This is a genomic window from Streptomyces sp. NPDC003456 (genome assembly GCF_042878735.1).
Taxonomy (GTDB): Bacteria; Actinomycetota; Actinomycetes; order Streptomycetales; family Streptomycetaceae; genus Streptomyces.
Genome location: NZ_JBIAOK010000007.1, coordinates 331,157 through 354,678, shown reverse-complemented (window position 1 = coordinate 354,678; position 23,522 = coordinate 331,157). Strand labels below are relative to the sequence as shown.

At 72.0% G+C, this 23,522-nt stretch carries 19 protein-coding genes; 6 read left to right on the top strand and 13 right to left on the bottom strand.

What is annotated here, in order from left to right; translation table 11 throughout:
- Positions 1 to 18: 18 nt before the first annotated feature.
- Positions 19 to 2,748 carry a phosphoenolpyruvate carboxylase gene (gene ppc, locus ACFYWG_RS29020; RefSeq protein ID WP_376332365.1) on the bottom strand — a complete coding sequence of 910 codons (2,730 nt, stop codon included), beginning with the start codon at positions 2,746 to 2,748 and terminating at the stop codon, positions 19 to 21.
- Between the two features lie 295 nt (positions 2,749 to 3,043).
- Here ppc and ACFYWG_RS29015 point away from each other — a divergent pair, with 295 nt between their 5' ends.
- Both ACFYWG_RS29015 and ACFYWG_RS29010 read left to right on the top strand, forming a co-directional pair.
- Entirely contained in the window at positions 3,044 to 4,060 is a 1,017-nt protein-coding gene (locus ACFYWG_RS29015) for an acyl-CoA desaturase (protein WP_383501747.1), read from the top strand.
- Positions 4,057 to 4,734 (top strand): TetR family transcriptional regulator, encoded by a 678-nt coding sequence (locus ACFYWG_RS29010; protein ID WP_369194458.1) that lies wholly within the window; start codon positions 4,057 to 4,059, stop codon positions 4,732 to 4,734. The genes ACFYWG_RS29015 and ACFYWG_RS29010 overlap by 4 nt, the downstream gene beginning before the upstream one ends.
- Before the next feature lie 27 nt (positions 4,735 to 4,761).
- On the opposite strand, the gene ACFYWG_RS29005 is transcribed toward ACFYWG_RS29010, so the two are convergent.
- Positions 4,762 to 5,589, bottom strand: a complete 828-nt coding sequence (locus ACFYWG_RS29005; protein WP_385412302.1) for a trans-aconitate 2-methyltransferase — start codon at positions 5,587 to 5,589, stop codon at positions 4,762 to 4,764.
- Positions 5,590 to 5,727: 138 nt separating this feature from the next.
- Between ACFYWG_RS29005 and tamR the strand changes: the two genes are divergently transcribed.
- The gene (tamR, locus tag ACFYWG_RS29000; protein WP_376332359.1) at positions 5,728 to 6,225 is read left to right on the top strand and encodes a MarR family transcriptional regulator TamR; all 498 of its coding nucleotides are present in this window, start codon (positions 5,728 to 5,730) and stop codon (positions 6,223 to 6,225) included.
- Here the strand turns inward: tamR and ACFYWG_RS28995 are convergent.
- Positions 6,184 to 6,951: a LuxR C-terminal-related transcriptional regulator gene (locus ACFYWG_RS28995; RefSeq protein ID WP_383501753.1), complete on the bottom strand. Its 768-nt coding sequence runs from the start codon at positions 6,949 to 6,951 to the stop codon at positions 6,184 to 6,186. The genes tamR and ACFYWG_RS28995 overlap by 42 nt on opposite strands.
- Positions 6,952 to 7,251: 300 nt before the next feature.
- Between ACFYWG_RS28995 and ACFYWG_RS28990 the strand changes: the two genes are divergently transcribed.
- Complete coding sequence (locus ACFYWG_RS28990; protein ID WP_383501756.1) at positions 7,252 to 7,710, top strand: GNAT family N-acetyltransferase; 459 nt, start codon at positions 7,252 to 7,254, stop codon at positions 7,708 to 7,710.
- Between the two features lie 3 nt (positions 7,711 to 7,713).
- On the opposite strand, the gene galK is transcribed toward ACFYWG_RS28990, so the two are convergent.
- Genes galK through galT form a run of 3 tightly spaced genes read right to left on the bottom strand, consistent with a single transcriptional unit; the run spans position 7,714 to position 10,927 of the window.
- Positions 7,714 to 8,877 (bottom strand): galactokinase, encoded by a 1,164-nt coding sequence (galK, locus tag ACFYWG_RS28985; protein WP_383501759.1) that lies wholly within the window; start codon positions 8,875 to 8,877, stop codon positions 7,714 to 7,716.
- Between the two features lie 26 nt (positions 8,878 to 8,903).
- Positions 8,904 to 9,869, bottom strand: coding sequence for a UDP-glucose 4-epimerase GalE (gene galE / locus ACFYWG_RS28980; protein WP_389204143.1), 966 nt, complete (start codon positions 9,867 to 9,869; stop codon positions 8,904 to 8,906).
- Entirely contained in the window at positions 9,866 to 10,927 is a 1,062-nt protein-coding gene (gene galT, locus ACFYWG_RS28975; protein WP_389204142.1) for a galactose-1-phosphate uridylyltransferase, read from the bottom strand. Before galT ends, galE begins: the two co-directional genes overlap by 4 nt.
- Positions 10,928 to 11,105: 178 nt before the next feature.
- Here galT and ACFYWG_RS28970 point away from each other — a divergent pair, with 178 nt between their 5' ends.
- Positions 11,106 to 12,785 (top strand): sodium:solute symporter family protein, encoded by a 1,680-nt coding sequence (locus ACFYWG_RS28970; protein WP_383501765.1) that lies wholly within the window; start codon positions 11,106 to 11,108, stop codon positions 12,783 to 12,785.
- Between the two features lie 31 nt (positions 12,786 to 12,816).
- A complete protein-coding gene (locus ACFYWG_RS28965) occupies positions 12,817 to 13,131 on the top strand; it encodes a hypothetical protein (protein ID WP_376332348.1) in 315 nt (104 codons plus the stop codon).
- A gap of 103 nt (positions 13,132 to 13,234) precedes the next feature.
- Here ACFYWG_RS28965 and ACFYWG_RS28960 read toward each other — a convergent pair whose 3' ends face one another.
- From ACFYWG_RS28960 to ACFYWG_RS28930, 7 genes are all read right to left on the bottom strand, one after another.
- Positions 13,235 to 13,924: a LuxR C-terminal-related transcriptional regulator gene (locus tag ACFYWG_RS28960; protein WP_383501768.1), complete on the bottom strand. Its 690-nt coding sequence runs from the start codon at positions 13,922 to 13,924 to the stop codon at positions 13,235 to 13,237.
- A gap of 238 nt (positions 13,925 to 14,162) precedes the next feature.
- Positions 14,163 to 16,076: a PQQ-binding-like beta-propeller repeat protein gene (locus ACFYWG_RS28955; protein WP_389204140.1), complete on the bottom strand. Its 1,914-nt coding sequence runs from the start codon at positions 16,074 to 16,076 to the stop codon at positions 14,163 to 14,165.
- A 67-nt stretch (positions 16,077 to 16,143) separates the two neighbouring features.
- Positions 16,144 to 17,952: a PQQ-binding-like beta-propeller repeat protein gene (locus ACFYWG_RS28950; RefSeq protein WP_389204139.1), complete on the bottom strand. Its 1,809-nt coding sequence runs from the start codon at positions 17,950 to 17,952 to the stop codon at positions 16,144 to 16,146.
- Between the two features lie 190 nt (positions 17,953 to 18,142).
- Complete coding sequence (locus tag ACFYWG_RS28945; RefSeq protein ID WP_383501774.1) at positions 18,143 to 19,957, bottom strand: ABC-F family ATP-binding cassette domain-containing protein; 1,815 nt, start codon at positions 19,955 to 19,957, stop codon at positions 18,143 to 18,145.
- A gap of 89 nt (positions 19,958 to 20,046) precedes the next feature.
- Entirely contained in the window at positions 20,047 to 20,946 is a 900-nt protein-coding gene (locus tag ACFYWG_RS28940) for a 4-(cytidine 5'-diphospho)-2-C-methyl-D-erythritol kinase (RefSeq protein WP_383501781.1), read from the bottom strand.
- A complete protein-coding gene (gene rsmA / locus ACFYWG_RS28935; protein ID WP_385412318.1) occupies positions 20,943 to 21,827 on the bottom strand; it encodes a 16S rRNA (adenine(1518)-N(6)/adenine(1519)-N(6))-dimethyltransferase RsmA in 885 nt (294 codons plus the stop codon). The genes ACFYWG_RS28940 and rsmA overlap by 4 nt, the downstream gene beginning before the upstream one ends.
- 67 nt (positions 21,828 to 21,894) lie before the next feature.
- Positions 21,895 to 23,409: a ubiquitin-like domain-containing protein gene (locus tag ACFYWG_RS28930; RefSeq protein ID WP_389204138.1), complete on the bottom strand. Its 1,515-nt coding sequence runs from the start codon at positions 23,407 to 23,409 to the stop codon at positions 21,895 to 21,897.
- Positions 23,410 to 23,522 lie beyond the last annotated feature (113 nt).

The window sequence follows — 23,522 nt, the reverse complement described above, 5'->3', positions numbered from 1 at the left end:
GTGCTGTCCGGGTGCGGGTCAGCCGGTGTTGCGCAGGCCCGCTGCCACGCCGTTGACGGTGAGGAGCAGGGCGCGGGCGAGCAGCGGGTCGGGCTGTTCGCCGGCGGCGGCCGCGTCGCGCTGCCGCTTGAGCAGGGCGACCTGGAGGTAGGAGATGGGGTCGAGGTAGGCGTCGCGGATGGCGAAGGTCTGCTTGAGGACGGGCGCGGCGTCCAGCAGTTCGTTCTCGCCGGTGACGCGGAGGACCTCGGTGACGGTCAGTTCGTGTTCGGCCTTGATGGTGTCGAAGACGTGCTTGAGTTCGTCGGGGACGAGGGTGTCGACGTAGTGCTGGGCGATCCGCAGGTCGGTCTTGGCCAGGGTCATCTCGACGTTGGAGATGAAGTTGCGGAAGAAGTGCCACTGCTGGTGCATCTCGTCCAGGACGGTGTCGAGGCCGGCCTCGCGCAGGGCCTTGAGGCCGGAGCCGACGCCGAACCAGCCGGGGACGATCTGCCGGGACTGGGTCCAGCCGAACACCCAGGGGATGGCGCGCAGGCCGTCGAGCGAGACCCCGGAGCCGGGGCGGCGGGAGGGCCGGGAGCCCAGGTGCAGGTCGGCGAGCTGGTCCACCGGTGTCGACGCGAGGAAGTACGTCGGCAGGTCGGGGTCCTCGACGAGGCGCCGGTAGGCGGCGTGGGCGGCGTCGGAGACGACGTCCATGGCGGCGTCCCAGCGGGCGAGGGCCTCGGTGGACTGGCGGGGCGCGGTGTGCAGGGCGGAGGCCTGGAGGGTGGCGGCCACCGTGAGTTCCAGGTTCTCCCGGGCCAGGGAGGGGATGAGGTACTTGTCGGAGATGACCTCGCCCTGTTCGGTGACCTTGATCTCGCCCTCCAGGGTGCCCCAGGGCTGGGCGAGGATGGCGTCGTGGGTGGGGCCGCCGCCGCGGCCGACGGTGCCGCCGCGGCCGTGGAAGAGGCGCAGGCGGACGCCGTAGCGGTGGGCGACGTCGCGCAGGCGGCGCTGGGCGCGGTGGATCTCCCACTGGCTGGTGGTGATGCCGCCGAACTTGGAGGAGTCGGAGTAGCCGAGCATGACCTCCTGGACGTCGCCCCGCAGCGCGACGAGGCGCCGGTAGGAGGGGTCGGCGAGCATGTCCTCGAGGATGGTGTCGGCGGCCTTGAGCTCGTCGGTGGTCTCCAGCAGCGGCACGATGCCGATCTTGGCCCAGCCGGCGTGGAGGTCGATGAGGCCGGCCTCGCGGGCGAGGACGGCGGCGGCGAAGACGTCGTCGGCGCCCTGGCACATGGAGATGATGTAGGACTCGATGACCTCGGGTCCGAAGACCTCCAGGGCCTTGCGCACGGTCTGGAAGACGCCGAGGGTCTTCTCGCCGGCGGCGTCGACGGGTGCGGGGGTGGGGGCGAGGGGCCGGCGGGAGCGCAGTTCCTTGGCGAGGAGCTTGGCGCGGTAGTCGCGGGGCATGTCGGCGTAGCGCCAGGATTCCTCGCCGAGCCGGTCGAAGAGCTGGCCGAGGGCGTGGTGGTGGGCGTCGGCGTGTTCGCGGACGTCCATGGTGGCGAGCTGGAGGCCGAAGGCGGCGAGGGTGCGGATGGTGCGGGCGAGGCGGCCGTCGGCGAAGAGGCCGCCGCGGTGGGCGCGCAGGGAGTCCTGGACGATCCGCAGGTCGGCGAGGAGTTCGCCGGTGCCGAGGTAGTCGCGTCCGTCGATGTGGGGGGTGCCCTCGGCGAGGCGCTTCTTGGTGTTCTCCAGCTTCTGCCGGATGCAGGTGGCCTTGAGCCGGTAGGGCTCCTCGGCGTTGAGGCGCTTGTAGCGGGGGCTGATCTCGGGGAGGTTCTCCAGGTCGGTCTGGAGGGAGGTCAGCAGTTCCTCGGTGGCGCCGGCGTAGCGGATGGAGTTGGACAGGAAGCCGCGGAGTTCGTCGATGGTCTCCAGGGCGTCGTTGATGCCGTGCTCGTGCTGGAGGATGAGGACGTCCCAGGTCACCTGGGGGGTGACGTTGGGGTTGCCGTCGCGGTCGCCGCCGATCCAGGTGCCGAAGGTGAGGGGGCGGGTGTCGTCGGGGAGCTTGACGCCGGCGCGTTCCAGTTCGGCGGTGAGGTCCTCCAGGACGTCGCCGACGGCGCCGGCGTGGAGTTCGTCGAGGTAGTAGATGGCGTTGCGGGCCTCGTCGGCGGGCTCGGGGCGGACGACGCGCAGTTCGTCGGTCTGCCAGACGAGGTCGATGTTCTCGGCCAGCCGGATGTCGAGGCGGCGGCGGTCGGACTCGATGACCGGGGTCTCCAGGAGCGCGGCGATGCGCCGGAGCTTGTTGAGGACGGACCGGCGTGCGGCCTCGGTGGGGTGGGCGGTGAAGACGGGGCGGACGTTGAGGTTGCGGACCGTCTCGCGCAGGTGGTCGGGGTCGGCGTCCTTGAGCCGGTCGGCGGTGCGGGCGAGGAGTCCGCCCTCGGCGGCGCGGCGGGCGCGCAGTTCGCGGCCGCGGTGGACCTGCTCGGTGACGTTGGCCAGGTGGAAGTAGGTGGAGAAGGCGCGGACCAGCTTGGCCGCGGTGTCCAGTTCGGTGCCGCGCAGCAGCTCGGCGGCGGCCTCGCCGTCCTCGCGGGTCAGTCGGCGGACCTTCTCGACGAGGTCCAGCAGCTCGGGGCCCTCCTGCCGGACGAGGGTCTCCCCGAGGAGGTCGCCCAGGCGGCGGATGTCGGCACGCAGCTCACTGCTCGTCGTGGTCTGGTCGTCGGCACTGCTCACAGGTGCGGCTCCTTGCAGTGTTGAAGCTCGTCTGGGAGGGGAACCCGGACGGCGTCTCGCGCGGCGGGCGCCGCTTGCGGGGCGGGACGTCCGGGAAGAAATCAGAGCGGACCGCGCTGTCCGACCGACTCAAGGATAGGTGTCGGCCGGGACGCGCAGGCCGTCGGGCTCTTGCCGCGGAGCGACGCACTGCCATACTTACGACGCCGTAGGTTACGGAACCGTAGGGAGTACTGCACGGATTGCCGTGGCCCGGCCGCACCTTCTCCATCCACATACCCCCCAGGGGACGCGTATGACCAGTAGTTCCGACGTGATCGAGGACGCCGTGAAGGCGCCCGGTCAAGCCAGCGCAGCCGAAGCCTCCGCCACGCTCGGTGGCGAGAAGAAGCGGTCCATCGAGCAGCTCGCCCTGCTTGTCTTCATCATCGTCCCGTTCGTCGCGCTGCTGGCGGCCGTGCCGCTGGCGTGGGGCTGGGGAGTGAGCTGGCTGGACATCGGCCTGCTGGTGTTCTTCTACTTCCTGGGGTGCCACGGCATCACGATCGGGTTCCACCGCCACTTCACGCACGGTTCGTTCAAGGCCAAGCGGCCTTTGAAGATCGCCCTGGCGATCGCCGGGTCGATGGCGGTCGAGGGGCCGCTGGTGCGCTGGGTGGCCGATCACCGCAAGCACCACAAGTTCTCCGACGCGGAGGGCGACCCGCATTCGCCGTGGCGGTTCGGCGAGACGCTGCCGGCCCTGATGAAGGGGCTGTGGTGGGCGCACATCGGCTGGATGTTCGACGAGGAGCAGACGCCGCAGGAGAAGTACGCCCCGGACCTGATCAAGGACAAGACGCTCCGGACGATCTCGCGCCAGTTCGTGCTGTGGACGGTGGTGTCGCTGGGTCTGCCGGCGCTGATCGGCGGTCTGGTGACGATGTCCTGGTGGGGCGCGTTCACCGCGTTCTTCTGGGGTTCGCTCGTGCGGGTGGCGCTGCTGCACCACGTGACCTGGTCGATCAACTCGATCTGCCACGCGGTGGGCAAGCGTCCGTTCAAGTCGCGTGACCGGTCGGGCAACGTGTGGTGGCTGGCGGTCCTGTCGTGCGGCGAGTCCTGGCACAACCTGCACCACGCGGACCCCACGTCCGCCCGGCACGGCGTGATGCGCGGGCAGGTGGACTCCTCCGCCCGGCTGATCCGCTGGTTCGAGCTGGCGGGCTGGGCGTACGACGTGCGCTGGCCGTCACGCTCGCGTATCGATTCGCGCCGTGACGGCTCGGAAGGCGGCTCCCGGCGCGGGAAGGAGCCCGTCGAGGCGGCATGATGGTCGCTGTGGCGACCGACTCGAGCAGCAATCCCAGCAATGACAAGCCGCGGCGAGCGCGTCGCACCCGGATGACCGGTGCCGAGCGCCGTCAGCAGCTGCTGGAGATCGGTCGCACGCTCTTCGCCGCGAAGGGGTTCGAGGGCACGTCGGTGGAGGAGATCGCGGCGAAGGCCGGGGTCTCCAAGCCGGTGGTCTACGAGCATTTCGGCGGCAAGGAGGGCCTGTACGCGGTGGTCGTGGACCGCGAGATGCGGTGCCTGCTGGACATGGTGACGGGTTCGCTGACCGCCGGTCACCCGCGTGAACTGTGCGAACAGGCGGCGTTCGCGCTGCTGGACTACATCGAGGAGTACACGGACGGGTTCCGCATCCTGGTCCGTGACTCGCCCATCCCCCAGTCGACGGGGTCGTTCGCGTCGCTGATCTCGGACATCGCCACGCAGGTCGAGGACATCCTGGGCCGTGAGTTCAAGAGCCGCGGGTTCGACCCGAAGCTGGCCCCGCTGTACGCGCAGGCCCTGGTGGGGATGGTCGCGCTGACGGGTCAGTGGTGGCTGGACGTGCGCAAGCCGAAGAAGGCCGAGGTGGCCGCGCACCTGGTGAACCTGGCCTGGCACGGCCTGGACGGCCTGGAGGCCAAGCCCCACCTGATAGGGCGGCGCAAGGCCTGACCGGCGCCGGCGGAGACGTCGTGGCCCTCAGTCCTGTCTGCGGGCCACGGCGAAGACGCGGCGGAAGGGGAACGGGGTGCCGTGCGGGCCGGGCGGGTAGGCCTCGCGCAGGGCGTCGCGGTACTCGGCGACGAACGCCCCGCACGCCTCGGGATCGTCGCCGAGCGCGGTGAGCACGGGCCGCAGCCCGGTCCCCTTGACCCAGTCGAGCACCGGGTCCTCCCCCGGCAGCAGATGGACGTACGTCGTCTCCCACACGTCGGCCGCGCAGCCGAGTGAGGTCAGCCGCTCGTGGTAGGCCGCCGGGGTGAGGACGGCGTCGGCGTGGCGCAGGACGCCGTCGAGCCGGTCGCGCCAGCGCGGTGTCGCGGCCAGGTCGCGCATGAGGCGGTGGCTGGGGGCGTCGAAGTTGCCCGGCACCTGGAAGGCGAAGGTGCCGCCGGGCTTCAGCGCGGCCGTCCAGTCGGCGAAGCGTTCGGCGTGCCCGGGCACCCATTGCAGGGTGGCGTTGCTGACGATCAGGTCGTGGGGTGCGTCGGGGGTCCAGGTGCGGGCGTCGGCGGGGGCGAAGTCCAGCCGTCCGCCGCCCGCGGTGGGGCCCGCGTGGTCCACGTGGGCCCGGTCGAGCATCTCGGCGGAGTTGTCGTAGCCGGTGATGCGGGCGGTGGGCCAGCGGCCGGCGAGCAGGACGGTGACGTTGCCCGGGCCGCAGCCGAGGTCGGCGATGCGGGGGCGGTCGGGCGGCTGGGCGGGCAGGTCGGGGACGCGGGCGAGGAGGTCCGCGAAGGGTCGGGCGCGGTGCCCGGCGTGGCGCAGGTACTGGGCGGGGTCCCAGGTGGGGGCGGCTGCGGGCATGGGTCCTCCTGGTGGTCCGGGCGGCGTCCGGGTGCGGCCGCGGGGCGCGTGCACCCAGCGTGATCCCGAAAGTCTCTCGATGTCAAGAAGATCGACATCAAGAGACTCTACGTCGACACAACCACTACACTGATCGTCATGGAGGACGAGGTCGATCGGCTGGTCGCAGCGTGGCGCCGGGAGCGCCCTGACCTCGACGTGGAACCGCTCGAGGTGCTCAGCCGCGTGAGCAGGCTGGCCCGGCACCTGGACCGGGCCAGGCGCCTGGCCTTCGCGGAACACCAGCTGGAGCCGTGGGAGTTCGACGTGCTGACGGCACTGCGCCGCGCGGGCACGCCGTACCAGCTCTCCCCGGGGCAGCTCCTCACCCAGACCCTGGTCACGTCGGGCACCATGACCAACCGCATCGACCGGCTGGCCAAGAAGGGCCTGGTGGAGCGCCTGCCGGACCCCAGCGACCGGCGGGGCGTGCTGGTGCGGCTGACGGACGAGGGCCGGGACCGCGCGGACCAGGCCCTGTCCGGGCTGCTGGACCAGGAGCGGGCGATCCTCGCGGAGCTCTCCCGCAGCCAGCGCGGCGAACTGGCCGGGCTGCTACGCCAGTTGACCGCCCCGTTCGACAACATCCCCGGCTAGGTCGACCGGTCCGACACCGGCGCGCCGGGCCAGGGCCACGGCGGCGAGGGTGGAGTGCACCCCGAGCTTGCCCAGCACGTTCTGCATGTGGGTCCGCACGGTGTGCGGCGACAGGTACAGGCGCTCGGCGACGGCCTTGCGCCCCAGCCCCGCCACCATGCACCGCAGCACCTCGCGCTCACGCGGGGTGAGCGACTCCACGAGCCGCTCGCTCTCGGTGCGGTGCTTGCGGGCGGCGGTGAGTTCGCGCAGCACGCCGGTCAGCAGCGCGGGCGGCAGGTGCGTCTCGTCGCGCAGCACCCCGCGGATGACGGTGAGCAGCCGGGACAGCGAGCAGTCCTTGGCGACCCAGCCGCAGGCCCCCGCCTGCAGGGCGAGGGCGGCCCGCCGCGGGTCGTCCTTCTCGGCGAGCACGACGATCCGTACGTTCGGCTGCGCGTGGCGCACCCCGGTGACCAGGGAGATGCCGTCGACCAGCCCGTCCTCGTTGCCCTCCTGCACGGGTACGGCCGGGCGGGCGCCCGGGACCTTGCCGCCCAGGTCGGCGTCGACGAGCAGCACGTCGAAGCGGCGCCCCTCGGTGACCGCGCGCTCCAGGCTGCGCAGGGCGGCCGGGCCGCTGCCGGCCGCGGAGACCTCGACGTCCGGCTCGGCGGCCAGGGCCGCGGCGAGCGACTCGGCGAAGATGCGATGGTCGTCGACGACCAGGACTCGGATGCGAACCACGTAACCCCCCTTCCCCGATGCTCCCGAGGAGCAGGGGATCCCCATCGTCGGAAGACGACACCGTGCGGGCACGACGCCGGAGTGCGGTGATCGTCCGCGTCCGTCCGTGTCCGCGGCCTCACCGGGGTGCCGCCGGCCGCACGGCCGCCGCCGTGCGGGAACCGCCACCCCCACCCCGGGCGTCGTACCCGGCTGTCTCGCCCCCTGAGCGGCACCGGCCCCCACCGGTGCTGTTCATCAGAGTACGGACGGGTGCCCGGAGCGGAAGGTTATTTGCAGAACTGACTGTCCGACGCGTTTATGGTGTGCCGCATGTTCCGTCTTGAGACAGAAGTCGACAAGGCCCGACGTGATCTGCTCCGCACCCGGTTGCGGGACTCCAACACGGCCGCCTCCGCGATCCTGCGCTCGCTGCGCGGAACGCCCGGCGAGAGGGACGTCCCCTTGCATGTGTGGGCGGTGAACGAGACGGACGGCACCCTCGCCGGCGGGCTCGTCGGCTACACCTGGGCGACCTGGCTGCACGTGACGCACCTGTGGGTCGACGACCGCCACCGCGGCGCGGGCCTGGGCAGCCGTCTGCTGGCCCAGGCCGAGGACATCGCGCGCACGCAGCGCTCCTGCCGCTCCTCCCGGCTGGAGACCTGGGACTTCCAGGCCCCCCGCTTCTACGAGAAGCAGGGGTACCGGGTGGCGTGCACCGTGCCGGACTATCCGCCGGGCATCACGGAGTACTTGCTGACGAAAACGCTCGGGTGAGGCTCAGACCAGCCGGCGGGCGCCCGCCGACGGCACCGCCCCGAAGACCCGGGGCGCGGTGAAGCCCGCGGCGGCGAAGGCCTCCGTCACCGCCTTGGTGATGGCGTCGACGTCCGCCTCCTCCGCCAGGACGATCGCCGAGCCGCCGAAGCCGCCGCCGGTCATGCGGGCGCCGAGCGCACCGGCCGACAGGGACGCCTCGACGACCAGGTCCAGCTCGGGGCAGGAGATGCGGAAGTCGTCGCGCAGGGAGGTGTGGCCCTCGACCAGGAGGGGGCCGATGCGGCGGGTGTCGCCCGACTCCAGGAGGGAGACCACGCGCTCGACCCGCTGGTCCTCGGTGACCACGTGCCGGACCAGGCGGCGGACCTCCTCCTCGTCGCCGAGGCGCTCCAGGGCCGCGTCCAGGTCGTCGTAGGCGATGTCGCGCAGGGCGTCGACGCCCAGCAGGGCCGCGCCCTTCTCGCAGCCCGCACGGCGCTTGCCGTACTCGCCCTCGCTGTGGGAGTGCTTGACCTGCGTGTCCACGACCAGCAGGCGCATGCCCTCGGCCGCCAGGTCGAAGGGGATCTGCTTCTGGGACAGGTCCCGGGTGTCCAGGAAGAGGGCGTGGCCCTCCTCGCAGCAGGCCGACGCCGTCTGGTCCATGATGCCGACGGGCGCGCCCACGTAGACGTTCTCCGCGCGCTGGCACAGGCGGGCCAGCTGCCAGCCGCGCAGGCCGAGCGCGAACAGGTCGTTCAGGGCCAGCGCGACCACGACCTCCAAGGCCGCCGAGGAGGACAGGCCGGCACCGGAGGGGACCGTGGAGGCGAGGTGGATGTCCGCGCCCGTGACCGCGTGGCCGGCCTCGCGCAGGGCCCAGACCACGCCCGCCGGGTACGCCGTCCAGGTCTTGTCGGACCCGGGGGCGAGCTCGTCCGGGCGCAGTTCGGTGACGCCGGAGTCCACGTCGGCGGAGTGCAGGCGCAGCACGCCGTCGTCGCGGCGCGACACGGCGGCGACGGCCGTGTGCGGCAGGGCGAACGGCATGACGAAGCCGTCGTTGTAGTCGGTGTGCTCGCCGATGAGGTTCACGCGGCCGGGCGCCGCCCAGACCCCTTGCGGCGCGGTGCCGTACAGCTCGGTGAACCGTGCGGCGACCGTCTCGGCAACAGCCTCGCTCATGCCCTGCTCCCCTGACCTTCTCGTAGCTACTGCTTGCCGTGCCGCTGCGCGAAGTCCCACGCGTCGGCGACGATGCCCGCGAGATCCGCGCGGGACGGCTTCCAGCCCAGCTTCTCGTGCGCCCGGGCGGCGGACGCCACCAGGACCGCCGGGTCGCCGCCCCGGCGGGGTGCGACGACCTCGGGGATCGGGTGGCCGGTGACCCGGCGGACGGTGTCGACGACCTCGCGGACGGAGAAGCCGTTGCCGTTGCCCAGGTTGCAGATCAGGTGCTCGCCGGGGGTGGCGGCCTGGAGAGCCAGCAGGTGGGCCTCGGCCAGGTCGGCGACGTGGATGTAGTCGCGCACGCAGGTGCCGTCCGGCGTCGGGTAGTCCTCGCCGAAGACGGAGATCGCCTCGCGCCTGCCCTGCGCCACCTGAAGCACCAGCGGGATGAGGTGGGACTCGGGGGAGTGGCGCTCGCCGTACTGCCCGTAGGCGCCCGCCACGTTGAAGTAGCGCAGGGAGACCGCGCCCAGGCCGTGCGCCGCCGCCTCACCGGTGATCATGTGGTCGACCGCGAGCTTGGACGCGCCGTAGGGGTTGGTGGGGCGGGTGGGGGCGGTCTCGACGATCGGGACCTGCTCCGGTTCGCCGTAGGTGGCGGCCGTGGAGGAGAAGACCAGGGTGCGCACGCCGGCCTCGCGCATCGCGCCGAGCAGGGCCATGGTGCCGCCGACGTTGTTGTCCCAGTACTTCTCGGGCCGGACGACCGATTCGCCGACCTGGGAGGAGGCGGCGAAGTGCAGCACGCCGTCGAAGGTGGAGTCCAGATGGTCGGCGGCGTCGCGGATGTCGCCCTGGACGAAGGCGGCCCCGGCCGGGACGCCTTCGCGGAAGCCGGTGGACAGGTCGTCGAGGACGACGACCTCGTGACCGGCCTCCAGCAGGTGCTGGGCGACCACGCTGCCGACGTATCCCGCGCCGCCCGTCACCAGGTACTTCCCGCTCATGAACTCGCTACCTCTCGCAGTCGCTCGGCCGCGCGCTCCGGCGGCACGTCGTTGATGAACACGTTCATGCCGGACTCGGAACCCGCGAGAAACTTCAGCTTGCCGGAAGTGCGGCGGATGGTGAAAAGCTCGAGGTGCAGCGCGAAGTCCTCGCGCACGAGCCCGTCGAACTCCTCCAGCGCGCCGAACGGTGCCTGGTGCCAGGCCGCGATGTACGGCGTCGGCGGCTCACCCTCGCCGAAGATCCGGTCGAAGCGCCTCAACAGTTCCAGGTAGACCTTGGGGAATTCTGTGCGCGCGGCCTCGTCCAGGGCGAGCAGGTCGGGCACCCGCCGCTTGGGGTAGAGGTGGACCTCGTAGGGCCAGTGCGCCGCGTACGGCACGAAGGCCACCCAGTGCTCGCCCTCCAGGACGACCCGCTCCCCGGCGAGTTCGCTGCGCACGACGGCGTCGAAGAGGTTCTCCCCGCCCGTCGCCTCCTTGTGGGCTACGGCCGAACGGAGCATCAGGGCGGTGCGCGGGGTGGTGAAGGGGTAGGCGTAGATCTGCCCGTGCGGGTGCTGGAGCGTCACGCCGATCTCGGCGCCCCGGTTCTCGAAGCAGAAGACCTGCTCGACGGCGGGCAGATGGGACAGCTCCGACGTGCGGTCGGTCCACGCCTCCAGCACCAGGCGCGCCTGCTCCTCGTCGAGCTCGGCGAAGGAGGCGTCGTGGTCGGAGGTGAAGCAGACGACCTCGCAGCGCCCCGCGTCGCCGGCCAGGGAGGGGAAGCGGTTCTCGAAGACGACGACGTCGTAGGAGGAGTCGGGGATCTCGCTGAGCCGGTCGCCCGCGGACGGGCACAGGGGGCACTCGTCGGCCGGCGGGTGGTAGGTGCGGCCCTGGCGGTGCGAGGCGACGGCGACCGCGTCGCCGAGCAGGGGGTCGCGGCGGATCTCCGACGTGGTGACCGTGCGGTCCAGGGGGCGGCGGTCGACCGCGTCCCGGACGGTGTCGTCCCGCAGGTCGTAGTAGATGAGCTCGCGGCCGTCGGCCAGCCGGGTCGAGGTCTTCTTCACGCCGGACTCCCTCATCCTGCTCACTCATCCTTCAACATAACCCAACATATAGAAACACAACTCACCACACTCGGTCAACATCACAATCAAACAAAGTGCACCACCGGACGTGTTCAATGACGGAACGCGGAGAAGTGGATTCCGCCAGGTATCGGTTCGCGCAACGAAGCGAGGGCTCATGCATCCCCCCATGTATCTGTCGGCCGAGCTGCGGCTCCCCACCAACTGGCTCGACTACACGATCCTCGGCATCTACTTCGTCGTCGTCCTCGGCATCGGCTTCGCCGCCCGCCGGTCGGTGAAGACCAGCCTCGACTTCTTCCTGTCGGGCCGCTCCCTGCCCGCCTGGGTCACCGGACTGGCGTTCATCGCGGCCAACCTGGGCGCCACCGAGATCCTCGGCATGGCCGCCAACAGTGCCCAGTACGGCGTCTACACCACGCACTGGTACTGGATCGGCGCCATCCCGGCCATGGTCTTCCTGGGCCTGGTGATGATGCCCTTCTACTACGGCTCCAAGGTGCGCTCGGTCCCCGAGTTCCTGCTGCTGCGCTTCGACAGGGCGGCGCACTTGCTCAGCTCGATCCTGTTCGCCTTCGCCGCCATCCTCATCGCCGGCGTCAACCTGTACGCCCTGGCCATCGTCGTCGAGGCGCTGCTGGGCTGGCCGGAGTGGGTGGCGATCGTGGTCGCCGGGTTCTTCGTGCTGGCGTACATCACGCTCGGCGGACTGTCCTCGGCGATCTACAACGAGGTCCTGCAGTTCTTCGTCATCCTGGCCGCGCTCATCCCGATCACCGTGCTCGGGCTGAAGAGCGTCGGCGGCTGGGACGGGCTGTCCGACAAGCTCACCGCGCAGCACGGCAGTGACTTCATGACCTCCTGGGGCGGCACCGGCATCGGCAACGACAACCCGCTGGGCGCCAACTGGCTGACCATCGTCCTGGGGCTCGGCTTCGTGCTGTCCTTCGGCTACTGGACGACGAACTTCGCCGAGGTGCAGCGCGCACTGTCCGCGAAGAACCTCTCCGCCGCCCAGCGCACCCCGCTGATCGCCGCGTTCCCCAAGATCTTCATCGTGTTCCTGGTGATGATCCCGGGCCTGGTGGCGGCGGCCCTGGTCCCGAAGATCGGCACGGCCGACTCGGACCTGCAGTACAACGACGCCATCCCCTACCTGATGGAGCAGCTGCTGCCCAACGGCGTGCTGGGCATCGCCGTGACCGGTCTGCTCGCGGCGTTCATGGCGGGCATGGCGGCCAACGTGTCGTCGTTCAACACGGTGTTCACGACCGACATCTGGGCGAAGTACATCGTCCGGGGCCGCGAGGACGAGTACTACGTGCGCTTCGGCCGGCTCATCACCGCGGTCGGTGTCCTCGCGTCCATCGGCACGGCGTTCCTGGCCCGGTCGTTCTCGAACATCATGGCCTACCTCCAGGCGCTGTTCTCCTTCTTCAACGTGCCGATGTTCGTGGTGTTCATCATCGGCATGTTCTGGAAGCGGGCGTCCGTCAAGTCCGGTTTCTGGGGCCTGATCGCGGGCACGACGGCGGCGATGGTCAACTACTTCGTCCTGTACAAGCAGGACATCGTCGACATCCCCTCCGACCAGGGCGCCAACTTCGTCTCGGCGATCGCCGGGTTCGTCGCGGGCGCGGTCGTGATGGTCGCGGTGTCGCTGTTCACCGCGCCCAAGCCGGCCGCGGAACTCCAGGGCCTGGTCTACGGCACGCGCTCGCCCGGCATGGCGGAGCCGCCGGCGCCCGGGGACGAGGCGTGGTACCGCAAGCCCGCGCTGCTCGGCTGGGGCGCGGTGATCCTGGCCGCGGCCTGCTACATCCCGTTCTCGTTCTGACCGTTCCCGCTTTTCGAGGGAGGATTGACAGATGTCCGAGTTCTACTCCGAGAAGGACGTGCAGCGGGAGGTCACCGAGCTGCAGGGCAAGTCGGCGACGGCCGCCCGGCTGTTCGACATCCGCCGCATCATCGGCGGGCTCTTCGTGCTCTACGGCGTCATCGTCATGATCGCCGGTTTCACGGCGTCCGACGCCGACATCGACAAGGCGGAGGGCGTCAACATCAACCTCTGGACGGGCCTGGGCATGCTGCTGCTGGGCCTGTTCTTCCTGGCCTGGCTGAAGCTGAGGCCGGTGGCCCCGCCCCCGCCGGACACCATGCCGGACGAGGAGCCGAAGGCCTGACCCCACCCGGTCGGCTCAGGGGCCTGCCGCACCCGGACCACCCCGGCTCCGGCAGGCCCCCGCCGCCGACTCGCACCCGGCCCCCGGTGGACGCGTGTGTCCGTCAGGGCTCAGTCACCGGGCCCGGGGGTGGGGTCGCTCGGTCCAGGAGGCCCGTTCGGGCTGCCAGGGCCGCTGCCTCCAGGCGGGAGCCGACGCCGAGTTTCATCAGGACCCGCTGGACGTGCGTGCGGGCCGTGGAGGGGGCGATGCCCATGCCCGCCGCGATCAGGCGGGTGTCCTCGCCGTCCGCGACGCGGACCAGGACCTCGACCTCCCTGGGGGTGAGCATCGACAGCAGCCGCTGCCCCTCGTCGTCCGGCTGGGCCGCGGGGTTCAGCAGCTCGGCGAACGCCCCCTGCAGCAGCTGCGGCGCCACCGCCGCCTCCCCCGCCCGGGCCTTCATGATCGCCCGCTCCACGCCCTCGATGCGCTCGTCGTGCCGGACGTAGCCCGACGCACCCGCGGCGAACGCCGCCGCGATGCCCCGCGGGCTCGGCACCGGCCCCAGCACCAGCACCGCGACCTGCGGCCGCTCCCGCTTGATCCGCACCACCGGGTCGAAGATCCCCGGCTCGGCCGGTGCGGCCGTGCCCAGCAGGCACACCTCCGGCGCCCGCGTGATCACCAGCTCCGCCGCCCCCGCGGCCGGCGCCGCCGCGGCCAGCACCCGGTGCCCCCGCAGCTTCAGCGCCGACGCCAGCGCCTCGGCCAGCAGACGGTGGTCGTCGACCACCATGAGCCGCACTCCCATCGAGCAACCCCCCAGTCACCCCGGTCCCCCCATGGAAGCCCCCCGGCTCCCCCGCCTTCATGCCCCCGGAAGCTACACGCTTGTTCGACGTCGCGCTCCCCCTACCGGCGAGAATCGCCCCGGATCGCGGAAATTCCTCGCATACGAGGTTGACCGACCCAAACGCGAACGGTCCCGCCCCTGAGCAGGGACGGGACCGCCATGGCCACGGGTCGGTCAGGAACCGACCGGAAGACGATCAGCTCGTACCGAAGCCGACCGCGAGGTACTCCTCGTCGCCCGACGTGGACCGCTTGCTCGCGTACACCCGGGACATGAACAGGTGGCCGTCGGCGTAGAGGTACTCGGAGTAGTCCGGGGACATCCGGGTCTCCACGTCCCGCACCTGCTCGGTCGCCGGGTTCTCCAGCAGCTTGGTCTGCTTGAAGCTGCCGCCGTCGATGCTGACGACCTGCCCGCCCTTGTCGTACGGCGGGCGCTTGTAGGCGATCACGTTGCCGCCGTCCATGCGCAGCGGCGAGATCGTGTAGCCGTCGCCGGCGTCGGCCCGCTGGCCGGTCTGCTTGCCGGTGGTGAGGTCGAAGGCGACGATCTCGTTGGTCTGGCTGTACTTGCCGGTGCCGTCGTGCTCCTCGGTCGGCAGGTAGAGCCGGTCGGCGCCGACGGCGATGCCGGTGCAGTACTCGATGCGCGTGATGCCCTCGCAGCGGGCCGCGAACTGCTCGCCCGGCGCGGCGATGCGCGTGCGCAGCTTGCCGGTCCTGTTGTCGATGGAGAAGAAGTCGGAGATGCCGCTGCCGTCGCCCGCGGAGTCGCCGACGTCGGCGGCCACGACGAGCGGGTCGGTCGACACGACGCTCGCGTACTCGATGTCCTCGGCCATCTTGTACTCGGAGATCACCTTGCCGGACTTCGGGTCGATGGTCTGGATGTGCAGCTGCCGGGCCCCGTACGAGCCGCACTTGCGCACCGCGACGAGCTTCTCGCCGCCGCCGTACCCGGCGTCGTAGCAGGAGTCGCTCGTCTTGGGGCTCCACAGGAGCTTGCCGGAGCTGTCGAACGCGGCACCGCCGCTGGTGCTGCCGACGGCGACGGTCTGCCCGCTGACCGTGACGTTGTTGAAGCTGATCGGGTCACCGCCGGTGTCGACCGTCTTGGTCCACAGCTTCTTGCCCGCGTCGAGGTCGATCAGGGCGATCTGGCTGCAGCCCTGCGAGGGCTTGGCCTTGGTCGGCATCGCGGGCTGGTAGAGGATCGCCGTCTTGTTGTCGGCGGTGACGTGCCCGCTGGCCTGGCAGACGGGGCCGGGCAGCGGAACGGTCCACAGCTCGGTGCCCTTGTCGCGGTCGTAGCCGACGATCTTGGCGATGCCGCTCTTGACGTACGCCTTGTCGGTGAGCCACGAGCCCGAGACGACGACGGTGCTGTCGTTCTTCACCTCGGGCGCCGGGACCTGGAAGAGGACCTTGGCGGTGGGGTCGGCCGGGGCCTTCTCCTTGCCGCCGGAGGCGCCGCCCTTGCCGTCGCCGGAGCCGCCAGTGCCGCCGGTGGAGCCGGCGGTGTCGTCCTTCCTGCCGTCGTCCTTGCCGGAGTTGGCGTACCAGACGCCGCCGCCGATGATCAGCGCGATCGCGACGACCGCGGCGACGATGATGGCCACCTGCGCGTTGAACGCGCCGCCGCGGCCCGGCTGTCCGGCCTGCGGCTGCTGCGGCACGGTCCCCTGCGGGTAGCCGTACCCGGGCTGCCCGTACCCGGGCTGCTGTCCGTACCCGGGCTGCTGCCCGTAGCCCGGCTGCCCGTAGGGCACCGTCGGCGGCTGCCCGTACCCGGGCTGTCCGTACGGGCCCGGCTGCTGGCCGGGGTAGCCGTAGCCCGGTGCCGTCTGCGGCGGCTGCGGCGGCTGGGGTGCGCCCTGCGGGTAGCCGTAGCCCGGCTGCGGCGGGCCCGCGGGGGGTGCCTGGGGAGCCGCGGGAGGCGTCTGCGGGGTCTGCGGGTAGCCGTAGCCCGGCTCGGGGGCCTTGGTCAGGTCCGGTCCGCCGGCGGGCGGCGGGGTCTGCGCGGGTGGGTCCTGCGGCGGCTGGTCCTGCGGCGGGCCGAACCCGCCTCCCTGCGGGGGCTGCTGGGGCGGCGGAGGGGGCGGCTGGGTCATGGCGTGGGCACCTCGGGGAAGGGGACGGACGGCGACGGAGGGACGGGCGGTCCGGAAGGGGGAAGAGTCACTTGCCGTAGGCGAGCATCAACTTCTCCTTCGAGTCGTCGTTTCCGCTCAGCCGGGTGGTGGAGATGTAGAAGCGCCCGTCGGCCCAGTCGACGGCCTTGGAGAAGAAGCCCTTCTCGACGGCCGCGGCGCCCTGCGGGTTGCGCAGCAGCTCGACCGGCTTGTGGCTGCCGCCGCCCGTCGGGATGGAGACGACCCGGCCGCCCCCGTCGTAGGTGGGCTCCACGTAGGCGATGAGCTTTCCGTCCTCGACCTTCACCGGGAGCATCGACTCCTCGGCCGGGGACTTCACCCGCCACTTCTCCTTGCCGGTCGCCAGGTTGATCGCGACGATCTCGTTGGCGCCGGTGGTCGCCTTGGTCGGCAGGTAGAGCGTGTCGGCGTCGGCGGCGACGCCCTGGCAGCCCTGCAGGTCCCGCGCGAGGATGGCCCAGCCGCAGTCGGGGGCGAAGTCCTCGTCGAAGCTCACCTGGGAGCGGAACTTGCCGCCGGAGGTGAAGGTGGAGATGTTCCAGGCCTTCTTGTCCTCGTTGGTGCTGTAGATCACCAGCGGGCTCACCGAGTAGGCGCGGGCGACCCGCCAGCCCTTGTCGAACTTCTGCGTCCAGCGGACCTTGCCGGTCCTCGGGTCGAGTTCCTGCACCTCGTCGTGCTGGTTGTCGCTGCCCGCACCGCAGGAGGAGACGGCGACGAGCCTGTCACCGCCGGCGAACGCGGCCGGGAAGCAGGTGTCGCCGTAGCGCTTCTTGTCGAACAGCTTCTTGCCGCTGGTCACGTCGTACGCCGTGCCCGACTGGGAGCGGCCCACCATCAGCGTCTTGCCGGTGACCGTCAGTTCCACGGAGAGGGTGGAGTCGAACAGGGCGCCGTCGGCGACCTTCTGGGTCCAGCCCTTCTTGCCCGTGTCGAGGTCGATCTCCTGGAGCTGGTTGCACTTGGCGCGGTCGCTGCTGCCGCTCATGTACGCCACGACGATCTTGTCGTCGGCCGTCTTCTGCGGGGTGGTGGCGCAGATCTTCTGCGGGAAGGTGACGGTGTCCCAGGCGGGCTTGCCGTCGCCCACGTGGAACGCGAGGAGCTGCTTGTAGGCGGCCTTCACGGCGGTCTTGTCCGTGATCCACATGCCGGGGGCCTCGGCGCCGGAACCGGGCGCGTCGGGCGCCTCCTTGTACCAGAGGACCCTGGCCTCGCCGGCCTTGCGGCCCTCGTTGAGGTTGTCCGGGTCCTCGCCGCCGTCGCCCTCGCCGTCACCGGGGTCGACCGGTGCGGAGGAGCCGCCCTTGGGGTCGTCGCTGCCCTGCGCGACCGGCTTCTTGCCGTCCTTGTCGTCACCCGTCGCGGTGACCGCCCACACGGTGCCGCCGACGACGAGCAGCGCGGCGACGGCCGCGCCGACGACGGCGGCCGGCTTGCCCTTGAACGGGCTGCGCGAGCCGCCCGGAGGCGTGCCGGGCCCGCCGGGGTGGCCGGGCTGCTGCGGGTAGCCGTAACCGGGCTGCCCGTACGGTCCCGGCTGCTGCGGCTGGCCGTACGGCCCGGGCTGCTGCGGCTGCCCGTAGGGGCCCGGCTGCTGCGGCTGGCCGTACGGGCCCGGCTGCGGGGGCTGGCCGTAGGGCCCGGGGGCGTACGGACCCGGCTGCCCGTACGGGCCCGGCTGCTGCGGGGGTTGCTGGGGGTAGCCGTAGCCGGGCTGCGGCGGGCCCTGGGGTGGCGGCGGGGTCGGCGCCCCGAAGCCACCGCCCTGCGGCGGCGGGTCCTGCGGTGCTCCGAAGCCACCCTGCGGCGGCTGACTGGGCGGCTGAGACATCAGTCGCTCCCCCCGTTTCACTGATTTTTCGCCACGCCCTGAGGCACCCGGTGCGCTCAGAGTCGTTCCATAAAGTTCTAAGACGGCTCTTTCTATCACCCCGTTCCGACAAGCGAACGGGCCGTCCCGTCCCCTGTTCCCAAGGGAGGACCGGCCCGTGATGCCGTCGTTACGCGCCTTCACGCGCCCTTCACGCGTCGTCGGCGAGTTCCAGCCAGCGCATCTCCAGCTCCTCGCGCTGACCGGCCAACTCCCGCAACTCCACGTCGAGTTCGGCGACCTTCGCGAAGTCCGTGGCGTTTTCGGCGATTTGAGCGTGGAGCTTGGTCTCCTTCTCGGAGACCTTGTCGAGCTGCCGCTCGATCTTCTGCAGTTCCTTCTTGGCGGCCCGCTGGTCGGCGGAGCTCCGCTCGGGGGCGGCGGACTGCTGCGCGGCGGCGGGCGCGGGCGTGGCGGCGGCCGCGGCCTCCTCCATGCGCCGGCGGCGCTCCAGGTACTCGTCGATGCCCCGGGGCAGCATCCGCAGGGCGCCGTCGCCGAGCAGCGCGAAGACGCGGTCGGTGGTGCGCTCGACGAAGAACCGGTCGTGGGAGATGACGACCATCGAGCCGGGCCAGCCGTCGAGGACGTCCTCCAGCTGGGTCAGCGTCTCGATGTCGAGGTCGTTGGTGGGCTCGTCGAGGAAGAGGACGTTGGGCTCGTCCATGAGCAGGCGCAGCAGCTGGAGCCTGCGGCGCTCGCCGCCGGACAGGTCGCCGACCGGCGTCCACTGCTTCTCCTTGGAGAAGCCGAACGTCTCGCACAGCTGCCCGGCGGTCATCTCCCGGCCCTTGCCGAGGTCGACGCGCTCGCGCACCTGCTGAACGGCCTCCAGCACGCGCGTGTTCGGGTCGAGTTCGGCGACCTCCTGGGAGAGGTAGGCGAGCTTGACGGTCTTGCCGACGCGGATCCGCCCGCCCGCGGGCTGGGCCTCCCCCTCGGTCCGGGCCGCCTGGGCCATGGCCCGCAGCAGGGACGTCTTGCCGGCGCCGTTGACCCCGACGAGGCCGATCCGGTCGCCGGGCCCCAGCTGCCAGGTGACGTGCTGGAGCAGGACCTTGGGGCCGGCCTGGACGGTGATGTCCTCCAGGTCGAACACCGTCTTGCCCAGCCGGGTCGACGCGAACTTCATCAGCTCGCTGCTGTCCCGGGGCGGCGGTACGTCCGCGATGAGCTCGTTGGCGGCCTCGACGCGGAAGCGGGGCTTGGAGGTACGGGCCGGGGCGCCGCGGCGCAGCCACGCCAGCTCCTTGCGGACGAGGTTCTGCCGCTTGGCCTCCTCGGTGGCGGCGATGCGCTCGCGCTCGGCCCGGGCGAAGACGTAGTCGGAGTAGCCGCCCTCGTACTCGTACACGGCGCCGCGCTGGACGTCCCACATGCGGGTGCAGACCTGGTCCAGGAACCAGCGGTCGTGGGTGACGCAGACCAGGGCGGAGCGCCGGGTCTGCAGGTGCCGGGCGAGCCAGGCGATGCCCTCGACGTCGAGGTGGTTGGTGGGCTCGTCCAGGACGAGGAGGTCCTGCTCCTCGATGAGGAGCTTGGCGAGGGCGATGCGGCGGCGCTCACCGCCGGACAGCGGGCCGATGACGGTGTCCAGGCCCTTGGGGAAGCCGGGCAGGTCGAGCCCGCCGAACAGGCCGGTGAGCACGTCCCTGACCTTGGCGTCGCCGGCCCACTCGTGGTCGGCCATGTCGCCGATGACCTCGTGGCGGACGGTGGCCTCGGGGTCGAGGGAGTCGTGCTGGGTCAGCACGCCGAGCCGCAGCCCGCCCGAGTGGGTGACGCGGCCGGTGTCGGCGTCCTCCTGCTTGGCGAGCATGCGGATGAGGGTGGTCTTGCCGTCGCCGTTGCGCCCGACGACACCGACGCGGTCCCCTTCGGAGACGCCGAGGGAGACGCCGTCGAGCAGGGCACGGGTGCCGTACACCTTGCTGACGTTCTCGACATTGACCAGGTTGACGGCCATTTCTCTCCTGCCAAGGGGGATGGATCGACCCTCCAGGGTAGTCCGGCACGGAGGTGCTCCGGCGGCGGTGTTCAGGAGGGGGCGGCCGGTCAGCGCTGGACGACCGTCGCGCCCGGGGCCGGGCCCGGGGCCGTGCGTACCGTGCGGCAGGTTCCGGAGGCGAGCAGGGTCTGGGCGACCGCGGCCGCCGACTCCGGGTCGCGGACCAGGAAGGCCGTGGTCGGGCCGGAGCCCGACACCAGGGCGGCCAGGGCGCCCGCGGCGCGGCCCGTGGCCAGGGTGCCCGCGAGGTCCGGGAAGAGGGACAGCGCGGCGGGCTGCAGGTCGTTGGAGACGGTCGCGGCGAGCGCGTCCGGGTCGCCCTTGGCGAGGGCGGCGATCAGCTCCGCCGAGGCGACCGGCTCGGGGATGTCCGTGCCCTCGCCCAGCCGGTCGAACTCGCGGAAGACGGCCGGGGTGGACAGACCCCGCTCCGCCATGGCGAACACCCAGTGGAAGGAGCCGCCGACCTCCAGGGGCGTCAGCCGCTCGCCCCGCCCGACGCCGAGGGCCGCCCCGCCGACCAGGCTGAACGGCACGTCGCTGCCCAGCTCGGCGCAGATCTCCAGGAGTTCCTCGCGGGAGGCGCCGGTGCCCCAGAGCGCGTCGCAGGCGACCAGCGCGCCGGCGCCGTCGGCGCTGCCGCCCGCCATGCCGCCGGCGACGGGGATGTCCTTGGCGATGTGGAGGTGCACGTCGGGGCTGCGGCCGTACCGTTCGGCCAGCGCGATCGCCGCGCGCGCCGCCAGGTTGGTGCGGTCGAGGGGGACCTGGGCCGCGTCGGGGCCGTCGCAGGTGACGCGGAGTTCCTCGGCCGGGGTGACGGTGATCTCGTCGTGGAGGCCGACGGCGAGGAAGACGTTGGCCAGGTCGTGGAAGCCGTCGGGACGGGCGGCGCCCACCGCCAGCTGGACGTTGACCTTGGCGGGGACGCGGACCGTGACGCTCACGCGGACTCCTCCTGCCCGCGGCCCGCCTTGTGCTCGGCGATCCGCGCGAACTCCTCCACCGTCAGGGACTCGCCCCGCGCCTGCGGGGAGACGCCCGCGGCGACGAGGGCCTGCTCGGCGGCGGCCGCGGAGCCCGCCCAGCCGGCGAGCGCCGCCCGCAGCGTCTTGCGGCGCTGGGCGAAGGCCGCGTCGACCACGGCGAACACCTCGGCCTTGGAGGCGGTGGTCTTCAGGGGCTCGCTCCGGCGGACCAGGGAGACCAGGCCGCTGTCCACGTTCGGCGCGGGCCAGAAGACGTTGCGGCCGATGGCACCGGCGCGCTTGACCTCGGCGTACCAGTTGGCCTTGACCGAGGGGACGCCGTAGACCTTGGAGCCGGGGGCGGCGGCGAGCCGGTCGGCGACCTCCGCCTGGACCATGACGAGGGTCCGCTCGATGGTCGGGAAGGTGTCCAGCATGTGCAGCAGCACGGGGACGGCGACGTTGTAGGGCAGGTTGGCGACCAGCGCGGTCGGGGCGGGCCCGGGCAGCTCGGTGACGTGCATGGCGTCGCAGTGCACGAGGGCGAACCGGTCGGCGCGCTCGGGCATGCGGGCCGTGACGGTGGCGGGCAGCGCGGCGGCGAGCACGTCGTCGATCTCCACGGCCGTGACCCGGTCGGCGGCCTCCAGCAGCGCGAGGGTGAGCGAGCCGAGCCCCGGACCGACCTCGACGACCACGTCGTCGGGGCGGACCTGCGCGGTGCGGACGATGCGGCGGACGGTGTTCGCGTCGATCACGAAGTTCTGTCCGCGCTGTTTGGTGGGGCGTACGCCGAGGGCTGCCGCGAGTTCTCGGACGTCGGCGGGGCCGAGCAGGGCGTCGGGGGCGGGGCTGGTCACGGGGACAAGGGTACGGGGGCCGGTACGGCGGATCGCGCACCCGCCCGTCCGCCCCCTCCGGCTCCCGCTAGCCGTGCAGGCGGCCGCCGCAGTGCGGCCAGGGGCTGGCGCCGCGGCGCACGTACAGCTTCTTCGCCCGGTACGTCTGCTCCGCCGCCGGGGCGTCCTGGGGGCGGCCGCGGCCGCCGAGCTTGTGCCAGGTGTCGGTGTCGAACTGGTAGAGGCCGCCGTAGGTGCCCGACGGGTCGACGGCGTCCGGCCGGCCGCCGGACTCGCAGGCGGCCAGGCCCTGCCAGTTCAGGTGGTCGGCGCCGCGCACCGACTCGGGGCGGGGCTTGGTGCCGACCTTCACCTCCTGGGCGCGCGGCACGCGCACCACCTCGGTGGTGAGCAGGCGCGGCCTCTGCCGGACGCCGTTGACGGTGCGCACGGCGTAGGTGATCCGGCGCAGACCCGGCTCGCCGGCGCTCTCGACGACCTCGGTGCCCCGGAACAGGGTCGGGTCGTCGGTGCGCCGGACCTGGAAGGGGATGGCCTCCTCGCGGATCTCCCGGCCCCCGGTGATGCGCAGGACGGTGACGGTCTGCCCGTCGCGCGGGAAGCTCGCCGGTGCGACCGAGGTGGTGTCCTGGCCGCGCAGGGTGATCCCGGCCTGCTCGACGGCTTCCCGCACGGTCGCGGCGTTGGTGCGGACGGTGCGGGCGCGGCCGTCGGCCATGATCGTGACCGTGCGCTCGGTGCGGACGTCCAGCGCGAGTCCCTCGCGTCCGATGGGCCGGGAGCGGGAGGTGGAGACGTACGCGCCCTCCTGCCGCACGCCCAGCTGGCGCAGGGCGCCCGCGACCGTGCGGGCCGTCGTCCACACCTCGCGCCGGTGGCCGTCGAGGGTGAGCCGGAGGGGGCGGGCGGAGAGCACGGAGACCTCGTCGCCGTGGCCGAGGCCGGCCCCGCGCCCCGGGGTGACGACGTCGTGCGCGCCGAGTTCCACGCCCTCCTCGGCGAGCAGTTCGGTGACGTCGTCGGCGAAGGTGTGCAGCGTGCGCTCCCGGCCGTCGACGGTCAGCTCGATCGCCTTGTCCTCGGCGACGAACGCCGTGGTGCCGCCCGCCAGGAAGGCCACGACCAGGGCCTGCGGGAGCAGCCGCAGGACGGAGCTGTCGGGGCGTTCGACGAGGGGGGTGCGGCGCCGGCGCGGGGACCTGCGGTGCGAGCCGGTGCGGGACGCGGCCCGTGATCCGGCTCGCACCGCTGCCTGCCCGTCCGGCTGGTCACGCTCGGCGTACGCGGGCGCCGGGTCGCCGGCCGGCGCGCCCTGCCGGGGCAGGCCGGGCAGGGTCGGCCCCTCGTAGGCGGGCCGGTAGGGGTCGGCGTAGGCGGGCCGGTAGGGGTCGGCGTAGGCGGGCCGATGGGTGTCGGCGTGAGTCGGCCGGTAGGGGTCGGCGTAGGCGCCGGGCGCGGGGGTGCCGTGGGCGAGGGTCTCGGCGCTGTGCAGATCGGCGGGCGGCACGGCGAAGCCGCCGTACGCCGCCTCGGCGTAGGCCGGGCCGTACGTCTCGTACGTCTCGTACTGCGGGCTGCTCACGCCGACACGCTCCAGTGGCCGGGGGAAGTCCGGAGGGGTTAGAGGGGTCCCGATCGGGCCCCCAGAACCTAGCGGAGCGGTCGTCACTCTCCAAAGCGGCTCGACTACGCACA